This is a genomic window from Streptomyces reniochalinae, from assembly GCF_003323735.1.
GTDB classification, from domain to species: domain Bacteria; phylum Actinomycetota; class Actinomycetes; order Streptomycetales; family Streptomycetaceae; genus Streptomyces; species Streptomyces reniochalinae.
In genome coordinates, this window is sequence record NZ_QOIM01000040.1 from 295081 (window position 1) to 310321 (window position 15241).

General features: G+C 72.2%; 13 protein-coding genes. All 13 read left to right on the plus strand.

Annotated elements, in window-relative coordinates:
* Positions 1 to 80: 80 nt before the first annotated feature.
* The 13 genes from DQ392_RS23175 (at position 81) to DQ392_RS23240 (ending at position 15232) form a co-directional block, all read left to right on the plus strand.
* Positions 81 to 800, plus strand: a complete 720-nt coding sequence (locus DQ392_RS23175) for a GntR family transcriptional regulator (protein ID WP_114017746.1) — start codon at positions 81 to 83, stop codon at positions 798 to 800.
* A gap of 322 nt (positions 801 to 1122) precedes the next feature.
* Entirely contained in the window at positions 1123 to 2088 is a 966-nt protein-coding gene (locus DQ392_RS23180; RefSeq protein WP_114017622.1) for a sugar ABC transporter substrate-binding protein, read from the plus strand.
* 89 nt (positions 2089 to 2177) lie between these two features.
* Positions 2178 to 3179 carry an ABC transporter permease gene (locus DQ392_RS23185; RefSeq protein ID WP_245981844.1) on the plus strand — a complete coding sequence of 334 codons (1002 nt, stop codon included), beginning with the start codon at positions 2178 to 2180 and terminating at the stop codon, positions 3177 to 3179.
* Positions 3176 to 3973, plus strand: a complete 798-nt coding sequence (locus tag DQ392_RS23190; RefSeq protein WP_114017624.1) for an ATP-binding cassette domain-containing protein — start codon at positions 3176 to 3178, stop codon at positions 3971 to 3973. The genes DQ392_RS23185 and DQ392_RS23190 overlap by 4 nt, the downstream gene beginning before the upstream one ends.
* A 251-nt stretch (positions 3974 to 4224) precedes the next feature.
* A complete protein-coding gene (locus DQ392_RS23195; protein WP_425470583.1) occupies positions 4225 to 5265 on the plus strand; it encodes an ROK family glucokinase in 1041 nt (346 codons plus the stop codon).
* A 65-nt stretch (positions 5266 to 5330) separates the two neighbouring features.
* Positions 5331 to 5918: a hypothetical protein gene (locus tag DQ392_RS23200; protein WP_114017748.1), complete on the plus strand. Its 588-nt coding sequence runs from the start codon at positions 5331 to 5333 to the stop codon at positions 5916 to 5918.
* Between the two features lie 734 nt (positions 5919 to 6652).
* Positions 6653 to 7429, plus strand: coding sequence for a thioesterase II family protein (locus tag DQ392_RS23205; protein WP_245981801.1), 777 nt, complete (start codon positions 6653 to 6655; stop codon positions 7427 to 7429).
* 252 nt (positions 7430 to 7681) lie between these two features.
* Positions 7682 to 8590, plus strand: a complete 909-nt coding sequence (locus DQ392_RS35385; RefSeq protein WP_181856546.1) for an LmbU family transcriptional regulator — start codon at positions 7682 to 7684, stop codon at positions 8588 to 8590.
* A gap of 221 nt (positions 8591 to 8811) precedes the next feature.
* The gene (locus tag DQ392_RS23220; RefSeq protein WP_181856547.1) at positions 8812 to 9273 is read left to right on the plus strand and encodes a YbaK/EbsC family protein; all 462 of its coding nucleotides are present in this window, start codon (positions 8812 to 8814) and stop codon (positions 9271 to 9273) included.
* A gap of 80 nt (positions 9274 to 9353) precedes the next feature.
* Positions 9354 to 10157: a hypothetical protein gene (locus DQ392_RS23225; RefSeq protein WP_114017627.1), complete on the plus strand. Its 804-nt coding sequence runs from the start codon at positions 9354 to 9356 to the stop codon at positions 10155 to 10157.
* A 4-nt stretch (positions 10158 to 10161) separates the two neighbouring features.
* Entirely contained in the window at positions 10162 to 11925 is a 1764-nt protein-coding gene (locus DQ392_RS23230; RefSeq protein ID WP_114017628.1) for a non-ribosomal peptide synthetase, read from the plus strand.
* Positions 11922 to 12530: a helix-turn-helix transcriptional regulator gene (locus DQ392_RS23235; RefSeq protein WP_114017629.1), complete on the plus strand. Its 609-nt coding sequence runs from the start codon at positions 11922 to 11924 to the stop codon at positions 12528 to 12530. Before DQ392_RS23230 ends, DQ392_RS23235 begins: the two co-directional genes overlap by 4 nt.
* Positions 12530 to 15232 (plus strand): condensation domain-containing protein, encoded by a 2703-nt coding sequence (locus DQ392_RS23240; protein ID WP_114017630.1) that lies wholly within the window; start codon positions 12530 to 12532, stop codon positions 15230 to 15232. The genes DQ392_RS23235 and DQ392_RS23240 overlap by 1 nt, the downstream gene beginning before the upstream one ends.
* The last annotated feature ends 9 nt before the right edge of the window (positions 15233 to 15241 follow it).

Consider the following 15241-nt stretch of genomic DNA (forward strand, 5'->3'; position numbering starts at 1 on the left):
AATGTACGGTTTCGGGCCGCCCCGAAGACCACTACGCTCCCCTCGTGCCCAAGAATGATCCGGTGGACCTGCAACTGAGCGTGGACCGGGGCAGTCCCGTCCCGCTCTACTTCCAGCTTTCCCAGCAACTGGAGAGCGCCATCGAGCGCGGCAAGCTCGCCCCGGGGAGCCTGCTGGGGAACGAGATCGAGCTGGCGGGGCGCCTCGGCCTCTCCCGCCCGACCGTCAGGCAGGCCATCCAGTCGCTGGTGGACAAGGGGCTGCTGGTGCGGCGGCGCGGTATCGGTACCCAGGTGGTGCACAGCCAGGTCAGGCGCCCCATGGAGCTGAGCAGCCTGTACGACGACCTGGAGGCGGCCGGGCAGCGGCCCGCCACGCGGGTGCTGCGGGAGAGCGTGGGGGAGGCGACGGCCGAGGTCGCCGCCGCGCTGGGGGTGTCCGAGGGCGCGGAGGTCAGGTCGGTGGAGCGGCTGCGGCTCACCCACGGCGAACCGATGGCCTACATGCGCAACCACCTGCCGGCGGACCTGCTCCCCCTGGAGCGCGCCGAACTGGAGTCCACGGGTCTCTACCGGCTGATGCGGGCGGCCGGGGTGACGCTGCACTCCGCCCGGCAGGCCGTGGGGGCCAAGGCCGCCGACGCCGCGGAGGCCGAGCTGCTGGGGGAGGAGCGGGGGGCTCCGCTGCTGACGATGCAGCGCACCACCTACGACGACACCGGGCGCCCCGTCGAGTACGGCGCGCACCTCTACCGGGCCTCCCGCTACGCGTTCGACTTCCAGCTGCTGGTGCGCCCGTAGCCGTCCTGCGCGTGGGCGCGGCGCCCGCTTGTTGACGGGCACCGCGCGGACCGCTACAACACGGCCATGGCGAACAGGCATCCGGCCCGTCCGTCACGTTCCGGCCACGGTGACGGATACTTGTGCGAAGATCCGGGGCTTCGTCCCGGCAGTGTCCGTAGTCCGTACCGATCCTCCAGCCAGAGAGCAGAACAGGGTGGCCAGCGTGCTCAGGTCCCGGCTCACGTCCCGTACGCCCCGTGCGGGCAGGCAGTCCCGTGCGGGCAGGTCGTCCCGTGCGGGGCGCGCTCCCGTGCGTACGACAGCCGCTGTGGTGGCCGCGATGGTCGTCGCGGCGGCCTCGCTCGCCGGGTGCAGCAGCACCGGGGGCAAGCGGGCCGAGGAGGCCCGGCAGCAAGCCGCCTCGGGGAAGGCGAACGTCACCACGCCCCGCTGGAAGTTCGCCATGGTCACGCACTCCGGTGACGGCGACACCTACTGGGACATCGTGCAGAGCGGCGCCAAGCAGGCCGCCGCCAAGGACAACATCGAGTTCCTCTACTCGCACGACAAGGAGGCGGGCCGCCAGGCCCAGCTCGTGCAGACCGCGATCGACAAGAAGGTCGACGGGCTGATCGTCACCCTCGCCAAGCCGGACGCCATGAAGAACGTCGTGAAGAAGGCGGTCAAAGCGGGCATACCCGTCATCACGATCAACTCGGGTCAGGAGGTCTCCCAGGACTTCGGCGCACTCACCCACATCGGCCAGGACGAGACGCTGGCCGGCGAGGCCGTCGGCCGCGAGCTCAACGAGCGGGGGAGGAAGAAGGCGCTCTGCGTCCTCCACGAGCAGGGCAACGTCGGCCACGAACAGCGCTGCGACGGCATCAAGAAGACCTTCGACGGCAAGGTCGAGGACCTGTACGTGGACGGCACCAACATGCCGGGCGTGCAGTCCTCGGTCGAGGCCAGGCTCCAGTCCGACAAGAAGGTCGACTCCGTGGTGACGCTCGGCGCCCCCTTCGCCGACACCGCCGCCGAGGCCAAGAAGGACTCCGGCAGCGACGCCGAGATCGACACCTTCGACCTCAACGCCAAGGTGGCCGCGGGCCTCAAGGACGGCACCATCGGCTTCGCCGTCGACCAGCAGCCCTACTTGCAGGGCTACCAGGCCGTCGACCTGCTGTGGCTCCACCGCTACAACGCCGACATGCTCGGCGGCGGCAAGCCCGTGCTCACAGGACCGCAGATCCTCACCAAGAAGGACGCGGGCAAGCTGGAGGAGCTCACCAAGCGGGGGACCCGGTGACGGCGGCGACCGACCCGGGAAGGCCCGACTCCGACGAGCCCGGCGACAGGCGTCAACCGCAGGACGCGCCGGGCGCCGGGGACCGGCTCGTGCACCGTCCGCTGCCCGTGCGACTGCTGCGGCGGCCCGAGCTGGGCGCCGTCGTCGGCGCGCTCGCGCTGTTCGTCTTCTTCGCGTTCGTCGCCGACAGCTTCCTGCGGGCCTCCAGTCTCTCCACGGTCCTCTACTTCTCCTCCACGATCGGCATCATGGCGGTGCCGGTGGCGCTGCTGATGATCGGCGGCGAGTTCGACCTGTCGACCGGCGTGATGGTGACGTCCTCGGCGCTCATCTCCTCGATGTTCAGCTATCAGATGACGGCCAACACCTGGGTGGGTGTCGGGGTGTCGCTGCTGGTCACGCTGGGGATCGGGTTCTTCAACGGCTTCATGCTCACCCGCACAGGACTGCCGAGCTTCATCATCACGCTGGCCACCTTCTTGATGCTGACCGGTCTCAATCTGGGCCTCACCAAGGTGATCAGCGGCACCGTCACCACCAAGACCATCAGCGACATGGAGGGCTTCGAGACGGCCAGGGCCGTCTTCGCCTCCACGCTGACGCTCGGCAGCGTCCACATCCAGATCACCGTGGTGTGGTGGCTGCTGCTGGTGGCCGTCGCCACCTGGATCCTGCTGCGCACCAGCGCCGGCAACTGGATCTTCGCCGTCGGCGGCGGAGTGGACGCGGCCCGCGCCGTCGGCGTCCCGGTCGCCCGCACCAAGATCGGCCTGTATCTGGGTGTGGCCTTCGCGGCCTGGGTCTCCGGCCAGCACCTGCTCTTCAACTACGACACCGTCCAGTCCGGTGAGGGCGTCGGCAACGAGCTGATCTACATCGCGGCCGCCGTCATCGGCGGCTGCCTGCTGACCGGCGGCTACGGCTCGGCCATCGGCGCCGCCGTGGGCGCCTTCATCTTCGGCATGGCCAACAAGGGCATCATCTACGCGCAGTGGAACCCCGACTGGTTCAAGTTCTTCCTCGGGGCCATGCTGCTGCTGGCCACCCTGCTCAACGCGTGGATCCGGAAGCGTGCGGAGGCGACCCGATGAGTGAGAAGACCCGGCAGGCGCAGGACGCGCCGCTCGTCGAGTTGGCCGGTGTGGCCAAGTTCTACGGCAACATCCGGGCGCTGGAGGACATCTCCCTCACCGTCCGCGCCGGCGAGATCACCTGTGTCCTCGGCGACAACGGCGCGGGCAAGTCCACCCTGATCAAGATCATCTCCGGGCTCCACCAGCACGACGGCGGCACCTTCCGCGTCCAGGGCGAGGAGACCCGTCTCGCCTCCCCGCGCGAGGCGCTGGAGAGGGGCATCGCCACCGTCTACCAGGACCTGGCCGTCGTGCCCCTGATGCCCGTGTGGCGCAACTTCTTCCTCGGCTCGGAGCCGACCGTCGGGCGGGGGCCGCTGCGCCGCATGGACGTGGCGCGGATGCGGCGCACCACCCACAGCGAGCTGCTGCGCATGGGCATCGACCTGCGCGACGTCGACCAGCCCATCGGCACCCTGTCGGGCGGCGAGCGGCAGTCCGTCGCCATCGCGCGGGCCGTGCACTTCGGGGCGAAGGCGCTGGTGCTGGACGAGCCGACGGCCGCGCTCGGCGTCAAGCAGAGCGGGGTCGTCCTCAAGTACGTGGCCGCCGCGCGGGACGCGGGCCTGGGAGTGGTCCTCATCACACACAACCCGCACCACGCCTACCTCGTGGGGGACCGCTTCGTCCTGCTCAAGCGCGGCGCCATGGCCGGCGCCTACGAGCGGGACGAACTGGAGCTGGAGGAGCTGGTGCGCCAGATGGCGGGCGGCTCGGAGCTGGAAGAGCTCAGCCACGAGCTGGAACGCTGAGTGCGGGACACAGGCGGGGACCCCGCCGGGACCGGGCGGCGTACCGTTGATCCCTGGCAGAATCGAGCCCGCCCGTAAGACCCCTCCCAGAGAGACGACCACTCTTGAACGCGGACAGCTTCCAGCGAGCAGACAGGGCAGACAGGGCAGACAGGGCAGACAGGGTCTACCGACGGCGCACCGGCCCCAGCGCGAGCGTCCTGAGAACGGTCAGTACCCGTGAGCGCCGCTCGCATCTGTCGGCTCCCCGCGTGCCGACCGTCGGCATCGACATCGGCGGCACGAAGGTCATGGCGGGTGTCGTGGACGCGGACGGCGCGATCCTGGAGAAGGTGCGCGCCGAGACGCCCGAGAAGTCCAAGAGCCCCAAGGTCGTCGAGGACACCATCGCCGAGCTGGTGCTGGACCTCTCCGACCGGCACGACGTGCACGCGGTGGGCATCGGCGCGGCGGGCTGGATCGACGCGGACCGCTCCCGCGTGCTGTTCGCGCCGCACCTGGCCTGGCGGGACGAGCCCCTCAAGGACGCCCTCACGGCGCGGCTCGCCGTCCCGGTGATGGTCGACAACGACGCGAACACGGCGGCGTGGGGGGAGTGGCGCTTCGGCGCGGGCCGGGGCGAGGACCACCTCGTCATGATCACGCTCGGTACCGGTATCGGCGGCGCGATCCTGGAGGACGGCCGGGTCAAGCGCGGCAAGTACGGGGTGGCGGGCGAGTTCGGGCACATGCAGGTGGTGCCGGGCGGCCACCGCTGCCCGTGCGGGAACAGAGGGTGCTGGGAGCAGTACAGCTCGGGCAACGCGCTGGTGCGGGAGGCCCGCGAGCTGGCGGCGGCCGAGTCGCCGGTCGCCTACGGGATCATCGACCGGGTCGGCGGCCAGGTCGGTGACATCACCGGGCCGCTCATCACGGAGCTGGCCCGCTCCGGTGACGCCATGTGCACGGAGCTCTTCCACGAGGTCGGCAACTGGCTCGGGGTGGGCCTGGCCAACCTCGCCGCGGCGCTGGATCCGTCCTGCTTCGTCATCGGGGGAGGCGTCAGCGCCGCCGACGAACTGCTGATCGACCCGGCCAAGGAAGCCTTCCGCCGCCAGCTGACCGGACGCGGTTACCGCCCCGAGGCCCGTATCGTGAAGGCACAGCTGGGGCCCGAGGCCGGTATGGTCGGTGCCGCGGACCTCGCCCGGCTGGTGGCCCGCCGCTTCCGCCGGGCCAACCGCCGCCGCCTGGAGCGCTACGAGCGCTACGAGCGTGCGGCCGACAACCTGCGCCGCGCGGTGGGCCAGTGACCGCGGCGGCCACGCCGGACAACCCGTCCACCTCCCCCTCCCCGACGCCTGAGACGCCGAGCGCCATGCCGTACAAGGACGAGAGCCCCCGCCCCTACGAGCCCCATGCCAGGCCCCCGCACCGCCCACGGCACCGGGTCTTCGTGCTGGTGATCGTCGTGCTGCTGATCGCATTGCCGGCCGGATACCTGGTGCAGTCCGCGTTCCAGAGCCGCGCCAGCGGCAAGGACAAGGAGCGCGCTGCCGCCGCCACGAGCCTCACCTACGGCCGCCCGCCCAAGGTCAGCCAGCGGATCTACGACGTTCCCGTGCCGCTCTCGGCGACGCGCGTCGCCTTCTACGAGACGAACGCGTGGGAGAAGAGCACCATGTGGGTGCAGTTCCGCACCAGCCCCAAGAGGCTCAAGGAGTTCCTCGACGAGGTGGGCAGCGACACGGCGGAGCCGGCGAAGCCGGTGAAGCTGCACAAGGGCCGGGTGGCCGTCACCGACAAGCTGGCCACCGAGGTCGGCTGGCGGTTCGACGAGCCGAAGAGCCACTACTTCAGCGCCGTCCACGCGCAGCCCAAGAGCAAGCCGGACCTGAAGATCACCGTGGACATGACCTACAAGAAGCGCCCACGCGTCTACATCGTGTCCTCCACGCACTTCTGACCTCTCCCGCCCCGGCCGGCCCCTGGGCGGGGCGGCCCGGACGGGCGTGCGCGCGCGCGTGGGGCCGCACCGGTGAGATATGTCACCGGGATGCCCCGTCCGCCGGCGGGTGGGGCCGGACGCCGGGCCGTTGTGCGAGTTCGTCGCCGTTTGGGGGCCGGGGTGGAGGGCGTGCTGTGCCAACGCCCCTGCTGTGGTGGGTCGTTGACCCTCGTGTCACTCAATAGGTAGCCTCGGTCGCCGACTGTGAGCGCGGCTGGCCGGTGCGAACGCCGTCGACCGCACTCACCAGCGACAACGGGGGGCAAGGGCGCTCACCGTTGTTGGCACGGTCGGTCAGCCACAAAGGGGGAACGGGGTGTCTTTCCGGGTGAACCGGTGCCACGGAGCGGTCCTCGTCAGACGCTCCCTGGCCCGCCCACAGGCCGAGGTGAGCGAGAGTTCCGCGGTGCCGCGGCACCGGTCCATCCGTCCTTGCCGCTCGAGAGGGCTCGGCCGCTCACGTCCCGGCCGCCGAGCCCGCCCGCGCCCGAAGCCGCGGTCCGCGGCACGGCGCGCCCCCGCTCTTCGGCCGTCGCCACGCCCGCTTCCGACGCCCGCCGCGAGCTGGGGTGCCACCTCCTAGCGCTGCCCCGTCGGCGGTTCCCCCCATCCCTCTCGCTCGCAGCCCCGCCCCGGCGGGGCGCACGATGCTGCGCGGCATGGCCGCCCGGCCTGATCGGAGGTGCTCTTCCGTGACCCCGTCCCCCCACTCCGCACTCTGGTTACGTCTCTACCGGCCCGCTCCCGAGGCCCGATCGCGGCTGGTCTGTTTCCCGCACGCGGGCGGATCGGCCAGCTACTACCACTCCGTCGCCCGTGCGTTGGCGCCCGACGTCGAGGTGCTGGCCGTGCAGTACCCGGGGCGGCAGGACCGGCGAAACGAGCCGCCGGTCGCCTCCCTGGCCGAACTGGCCACCTCCGTGGGCGAGGTCCTGGACCCCTGGCTGGACAAGCCCTACGCCTTCTTCGGGCACAGCATGGGCGCGCTGCTCGCTTACCAGGTCGCACGCCGCTTGGAGGGCGCCGGCGCGCGCGGCCCCCGCCGGCTGTTCGTGTCCGGGCGCCGTGCACCGTCGTGTCCGCGTACGGAGAACATTCATCTGCGCAGCGATCAGGGGATCGTGGCCCACCTGAAAAGGTTGCAGAGCACCGCTGCGATTCTGCTGGAGGACGAGGAACTCCTCGCGATGTTCCTGCCCGCGTTGCGCGCCGATTACAAGGCGGTGGAAACCTGTGGAGTCTGCCATGCCGACGTCGGCTGCCCGGTCACGGTATTCAGCGGGGAGAGCGATCCGCTGACGACCAAGGCCGAGGCGGAGGCGTGGCAAGCGCATACCAGGCGGGACGCGGAAGTGTTCTTCTACCCCGGCGGGCATTTCTTCCTGGACGCCCACGCCGCCGAGGTGCTGGAAGTCATCCGGAAGCGTACGGATCAGGACCATGACAGATCCCGCGAGTTCTCGTCGTGAACCGGTCGTGAGCGCCTGCTGGGCGCATTCCGCAGAGGGTTTCCGGTGCGGCCCCCACCGGCTGCGCCACAGGAACGGTCAGGGAACAGGTAGGGAACGGAAGGTTACGGTGACATGCGCGACCGGCACGAGTACAGCGCGGGAACACTGGCACGGCGGGGCCCTGCGAAAACGCGGAGACAGAGACCGGCGGAGGTTTCGGAGTGGGGCGGGTCGCCGGAATTCAGGGGCGTGCGCACCACGGAACTCGGGATGTCGATCTCCGACGGGATCACCTTAGACGGCTGGAGTCGTCTCGGCGACTACGTCTCGGTCGTGGCGAATTCCTCGGCATGGTGGCTCGGAGACTGGTTGGTGTATGGGCAGGAACGATTCTCCGACCGGTACCGCCGGTGCATAGAGGAGTCGTCCCTCGACCACCAGACGCTGCGCAACTACGCCTGGGTCGCCCGGAACGTCCCGCTGTCCCGCCGGCGGGACGGACTGAGCTTCCAGCACCACGCGGAGGTGGCGTCCCTGCCCGCCGACGAGCAGACGTACTGGCTCGGGCGGGCGCTGGAGGAGAAGTGGTCGCGCAACACGCTGCGTGCGCAGATCCGGGCAGGGCGGGCCGCGGTACGGGCGGCGACGAGTCAACTGATGCTGCGGCTGCGGGTTCCGCAGGGGCGGGAGGAGGTGTGGCGCAAGGCCGCCCAGGAGGCGGGTCTCGAATTCCCCGACTGGGCCGCCCGCGAACTCGACCGGGCCGCCCGGCTCACCGCGCCGGCCGCCGCTGACGGTGCGGAGGCGGCCACCGGTTCGGCGGTGCCCGCCGGGTCGGCCGGGCCCACCGGCTCGGACGGGTCCGCCGGGTTCGGCGGGTCGGAGGGGTCTGCCGGACCCGGCGGGTCGGAGGGGTCCGCCGGGTCCGGCGGGTCGGGTGTGCCCGGAGGTTCGGGCGCGTCCACCGGTTCGAGTGCATCCGCCAGTTCAGGCACGTCCGGTGGTTCTGGCACGTCCGGTGGTTCTGGCAGGTCCGGTGGTTCTGGCAGGTCCGCCGGTTCTGGCACGTCCGGTGATGCGACCGCGTCCGCCGGTTCAGGCGGGTCGGGCGGCGGCGAGGACGGTGCGGGCGAGGGAGTCTCCGGTACGGGCTCAGGGCGTCGGGAGGCGCGGGGCTGACGGTTCTGTGCGGGCGGGGCCCGTGGACCGGCGTCGCGGCCGGTCCACGGGCCCCGCCCGCAGGACTTCGCGCGTCTTTTCTTACCCCTTTTCTTTCTGTGAAACCTTGCCCGGAACGGGGCTTCCGGTGTCGCATGGAAATCCCCGGAGGGAATCTCCGGGGGCGGCTGGACGCAACCGTTTTGGGTGGGGGAATGAATAATTCGACGTACCGTCGTCTGATGCAGGTGCTGGTCGACGCGTCGGTGGACTATCGCGTCATCCAGCACCGCGGCGAGGGCCGGACGGAGCGGGCGAGTGTCCTTCGCGGGCATGCACTCGCAAGCGCAGCCAAATGCATGGTGGTGCATGTCAGGCAGGAGCTGGAGAACCGGCACGTGGTGGCGGTGCTGCCCGGTGACAGGCGGGTCGACTACCGTAAACTGCGGCGCGAATTCGGCGCGGTTGACGTCCGGATGGCGGACCGTTCGGTGGCCGAGGAACTGACGGGCTGCCAGTCGGGGTGCATCATTCCCTTCTCCTTCGCGGACGACCTGTCCGTGGTTTTCGACCCGTCCTTGTTGCTGCCGCAGGAGGTGTACTTCAATGCGGCGCGGCTCGACCGGTCGATCGGCCTCAAGCCGGATGACTTGGTGTCACTGGTCAAGCCGCGGATCGCCGACATTTCCAAGGCGGAAAAATAGGGGTTCTCCGCCACGTGGACGGGCACTAGCGTTTGGCGCCGGTGCTGGTTCGTGGAGTAACAGGGAGTTGAGTAAACAAGATGACCGAGGCCGTTAATCCCTGGGTGAAAATCGGTGAGGGCCCGGAGGAGGAAACCGTACTCGCGGTCGACTTCGACGTCACGGGACGGCTGGAGGCGAATTTCCGGGACCTGGTGGGCCTCCTGCCGGTACCGGTCGCGGTCTGGCAGACGGTCCCGCCGGCGGAGAGCTACCGCCGCATGCTGACGACGGAGGACTACCTGGCGTGGTGGCGGGAGTACCCCGACAAGGGCCGCAGGCCGGTCGGTACGGTGCTGGGCTACTGCGTGGGCAGTGTCTTCGCCTCCGAGCTCGCCGACGAGATCGAGAAGACCCAGGGCAGCAGGCCGCGCATCCTGCTCTTCGACCCGGAGATGCCCAACACGCTGAGCCTGTACCGGGACTTCGGCAAGGTCACGGAGATGATGTCCGTGCTGTCGCCGGAGGAGAAGCAGCAGCTGCTGGCGCGGGCCGAGGAGGTGCGGGCCGAGCACGGTGAGGAGTTCGACGCGGTCAGCGCCCGGCTGATCGAGCTGTACGAGGAGGCGGGCGGCGCGGCCTTCGAACGGCTCGGGCTGGACGAGGACCTGGGCGCCGAACTGCTGGGCCTCTTCAGGGCGTACGTGTCCTACCTGGCCGCCGCCCGGAAGCTGGACCCCTCGCGGGGGTGGAGCCAGGCGCGGGCCATCACGTCGGCCGGGTCGAGCACCGGGGCACGGCAGGCGGTCGAGGAGCTGCGCTTCGAGGCGAGCCACGACGAGCTCCTGCGCTCCCCGCAGGCCGCTGCGGCGGCCGGGGCGATACTGCGCCCGAAGGGGGAGTGAGGCGGTGACCGGGCAGGTCGTCATCCTGCCGGACTCCTTCGAGCGGCAGGCGGCACGCACCCCCGACGCGGTCGCGCTCATCGACGGTGAAGAGGTGACGTACGCGCAACTCGACGCCCGTGCGAACCGGCTGGCCCGGCTGCTGGCCGGGCAGGGGCTGGGCGCGGGCGACGTCTGCGCGGTCCTGCTGGGGCGTTCGGTCGAACTGGTCGTCTCCGTGCTGGCCGTTCTCAAGACGGGCGCCGCCTACGTCCCGGTGGACCCGGAGGACCCGAGCGACCGGGTGGAGTGGGTGCTGGCCGACTCGGCGGCGCGCGCGGTCCTCCTCTCGGCGACGGCCGGCCCCGTCCCGGTGCCGTCCGGGGACGGGGCCGAGCCGCCCGTGTGGCGCTGGCACACCCCTCAGTTCGACGAGGCGCTGGCCGCGCACGGTGACGGCCCGCTGCGGGACGAGGAGCGGGTGCGGCCCTGCGGCCCCGGGGACGCGGCGTACGTCATCTACACCTCAGGTTCGTCGGGCAGGCCCAAGGGCGTCGTGGTCGAGCACCGGGCGCTGAGCGCGTATCTGACGTACGCGCGGGACAGCTACCCGAGCGTCGGCGGGCTCTCCCTGCTGCACTCGTCGGTGTCCTTCGACATGGCCGTCACGACCCTGTACGCGCCGCTGACGGCGGGCGGCACCGTGCGGATCACGGACCTGACCGACGCCCGGCCCGGGGACGGCGTGCCCTCACCCGCGTTCTTGAAGGTCACGCCCTCGCATCTGGCGCTGCTGCGGGACGCCGCACCGCACTGTTCGCCCTCCGGGCAGCTCGTCGTCGGCGGGGAGATGCTGACCGGGACGGCGCTGGACAACTGGCGCCGCGCCAACCCCGGTACCCGGGTCGTCAACGAGTACGGCCCCACGGAGGCCGCCGTGGGCTGCTGCGTGTTCACCGTGGAGCCCGGGGACGGGGTGGAGCCGGGGGCCGTGCCGATCGGCCGGCCGACGCCGCAGACCACGCTGTACGTGCTCGACGCGGAGCTGAACCGGGTGGAGCCGGGGCTCACAGGGGAGTTGTACATCGCCGGGGAGCAGCTCGCGCGCGGCTATCTGAACCAGCCCGCCCTCACGGCCGCCAAGTTCGTGGCCGACCCGCACGGTGCGCCGGGAGGCCGGATGTACCGGACGGGGGATCTGGTCCGGCAACGCCCCGACGGCGAACTGGAGTTCCTGGGCCGCATGGACGATCAGGTCAAGGTGCGCGGCTACCGGGTGGAGCTGGGCGAGGTGGAGGCGGCCGTCGCCGGTCACCCCGCCGTGCGCCACGCCGCGGTCACCGTCAGGGAGGACCCCGGGCAAGGGGCGCGGCTGGTCGCCTACGCCGTGCCGGAGACCGGTGAGAGCCCCGAACCCGAGGAGATCCTCAAGCACACCGGCAGCCGGCTGCCGGACTACATGGTGCCGTCCGCCGTGGTGCTGATGCGGGCTCTGCCGCTGACCACCAACGGCAAGCTCGACACCAAGAGGCTGCCGGCGCCCGACTTCGCCGCCCGGACCGTCTACGCGGCGCCCCGTAGCACCGCCGAGCAGACGCTGTGCGACCTGGTGGGGGAGCTGACCGGTGTCGTACGGGTCGGTCTCGACGACGACTTCTTCGCGCTGGGCGGGGACAGCCTCCTGGCGGCCCGCCTCGCCTCGCGGGCCCGCAAGGAGGGCATGGACTTCTCCCTCCGCGACATCCTGCACAAGCGCACTGTCCGGACACTGACCGGTGATGCCACGTGACCGACAGCGCCGCCCCCCACCCCGCTCAGGCTTCCGGCACAGGACGGATCGTGCTGCCGATCCACGCGCGTGGACGGTCCCGTGCGCGGCAGACGGCGGCCGGGGCGCTGCGCGCGCTGGCCCGTACCGCCTCACCGGGCCAGGCGGCCGGAGCCGAACGCTCCCCGCTGGCCGAAGCGTTGCGCGGCCTCGGCGCGCTGCCCCCCGCCGCCGCCCCGGCGCGTCCTGCCTCTCGGGCCGGAGCGTCCGCCCCTTCGGGCGCCCCGGCGCGGCCCGGCACCGGTGCCGCGGGGCAGGCGCGGCGGGCCGCCGCGGCGCCGCGGCACCGTCCGTCGCGTACCGCGCCGCCGCGGCCCGCGGGCCTCTCGCCTGCCGAATCGCGGGTGGCCGCGCTCGCGGCGGCCGGCTACTGCAACCGCGAGATCGCCCGACGGCTGTTCATCACCGTCAGCACCGTCGAGCAGCACCTGACCAAGGCATACCGCAAACTCGGCGTGGCCTCGCGGGCCGACCTGCCGGCGCCCGCCTGGCGCGGCGAGGAGCCCGGCGGACCCGCCTCGTACGGACGGGGCCGGGTGGCCCGCGGAAACGGAGAGCTGTCCTGATGACGAGCAGTGCGACGCGGCGCGAGAACGACCTGTGGCTGCTGGAGACGCTGGTGCCGCAGACCGCCGTGAACAACCTGTCGGTGGTCTTCGAGGTGGCGGGCCGCCTCTCCGCCGAGACCTTGCGCCGGGCGCTGGACGACGTGGTGCTCAGGCACCGGGCGCTGCGGACCGTCGCGCGGGTGGGCGAGCAGGGCCTGGAGCTGGACGTGCGCCAGTACGTGGAGATCCCTCTCGACGTCCTCCGGGTCGAGGACGAACCGGCCGTGGGCGAGGAGCGGCTGCGGCGCCGCATCGCGCAGCCGTTCGCCCTGGAGGGCGGGCCGCTGCTGCGGGCCGCGCTGTTCAGCGGGGCGGAGAAGGACACCGTCTGCCTGGTCGCCCACCACCTGGTGTTCGACGCCATGTCGGGCGGGGTCGTGCTCCAGGACCTCGTCACCGCCTACGAGGCCCGCGTTGCGGGCGCCCCGCTGCCGGACGGGTTCGCCGAGGGGCTGTGGCTGCCGGAGCGCGAACCGTCCGCGCAGAGCCTCGACTTCTGGCGGCGACACCTGGACGGCTACCGCGCGGACGGGCTCGGCCTGTGGTGCGACAAGGACGGCGACCCGGCCGTGACGCTGGCCGGCGAGGTGCACCACCACGTGCTCTCGCCCGAGGCCGGCGCGGCGGTGACCCGGCTGCGCCGCGCGCTGCGGGCGCCGAGGGCCGTGGTGCTGCTGAGCGCCTACTACCTGACGCTGGCCCTGCACGGCGCGGGCCCCGACCTGGTGGTCGGGGTGCCGGCCAGTACCCGGGACACGGCCTCGCAGCAGGCCGTGGGCTACCACGTCAACATGCTGCCGCTGCGGGCACGCATCGGTGCGGACCGTACCGTGCGCGAGGTGGCCGCCGAGGTGCGTGCCGCCTTCTTCGAGACGCTGGCCCACCCGGACGTGCCCGCCGAGACGTTCCTGCCGCAGGACCGCGGGGATCGGCCCGCCTGGCGCAACACCCTCTTCCGGCACGTCTTCAACTACGTGCCCACCGACTTCCGCAACGCCTTCACGCTGGCCGCGATGCCCGCGGTGCAGCGTCTGGTGGAGAACGGCACCAGCAAGTACGACCTGGAATTCTTCGCGTCCGAGTCGGCGGACACCGCGCTGCTCAGCGTGCTGTTCAACACCCAGGTGCTGGACCTGGACGACGTCACGGCGCTGGTGGCCCGCTACGACGAACTCCTCGCCCGGCTCCCCGAGGAGCTGGACACCCCCGTTGGCCGGCTCTCCTGCTGGAGCGCCGCCGACCGGCGTGCCGTACCCGCCGACGGACCGGCCGACCGCCGGGAAAGCCTGTACGAGGCGGTGCGCCGCACGGCGCTGTCCGCCCCCGACCGGGTCGCGGTGCGCACCCGTGCGGGCGACCTCGACTACGCGGCGCTGTGGCGGCAGGTCACCGCCGAGCAGGCACCGGCGCTCGACGACGAACGGGCCGCCTCAGCCGTCGCCGCCCTGCGTACGCTGCGCGAGGACACCGGGCCCGGGACGGCGGCCGAACAGTCCGGCGGAGCGGATGCCCGCGCCGTGCGGCGCGTGGCCGCCACAGCCGTCGGCCTGGCGCGCGCGGTCGGCGCCGAGCAGGGCACCACGGTGCGCTGGGCCGCCCCCACGGGCAGCCCCGAGAGCACCACCGAGCTGTTCCTGGCGCTGGCCTGCGGCGGCACCGCGGCCGACACGGACGACGCCAAGGACGCCGCGATCCTGCTGTGCACCCCGCACCAGGCGGCGGACCTGCCCGGCGTGGCAGGACCGCTGGCCGGACGCAAGGTGCTCACCGCCGGGGAACCGCTGCCGCCCGCCGTCGCCGCGCGGCTCCTGGCCGAGGGCGCCGAGGTGCACACCGGTCACCGGCCGGAGGGCGAGCCGCACTGGGTGGCCGTGCGCCGCGTCACCACCGCCGAGGGCGCCCAGCGCCTGGGCGGGCAGCCGCTGGCCGGGGCGGCACCGAGCGTGGTGGGCCCCGACGCCCGGCCGCTGCCCCCGGGGCTGCGCGGCCGGCTGGCCCTCGCCGACGAGGGGGCCCCGCGGGACTCGGCGCAGACCGCGCGCTGGAACGCCGACGGCACCCTGGAGGCGTTCGGCGCCACCCCGGCGCGCCGGGCCGAACTCGCCCTGCTGGAGCGCGCGGAGGTCGCCGCGGCGGCTGCTGCTGCGGTCCCCGCCCGGGACGGCTCGCAGGAGACGGTGCTGACCGCGTGGGTGGTGGCAGCCGACGGGCACGCGAGCGACGACCGCGCGTTCGCCGACCTGCTGGCGGCCCACTGTGCCGCGACGCTGCCGCCCGCCGCGGTACCCGGTGGAGTCGTCCGCGTCGGGGCACTGCCGCTCAAGGACGGGCGTCCCGACCGCGAACGCCTCGCCGCCGAGTACGCGGGGAGGCCCGTGGACGGCGGGGAGGACGGCGGCGAGCCGGCCGCCGGCGAGGCGCTGACCGGCTCACTGGTCCGGATCTGGGGGGAGTTCCTGGACACCGCCGGGCTCGACGCCGACTCCAACTTCTTCACCGAGGGCGGCCACTCCCTGCTCGGCGCGCAACTCGTGCAGCGCGTCAAGAAGGCCACCGGTGCCGCGCTCAGGCTCGCCGACCTGTTCGCCAACCCGACGCCCCGCGCTTTCGCCGCGCTGCTGAGCGGGCCCGAGCACCACGTCACCGGCCCCGTCGGCTGACGAGAGGCG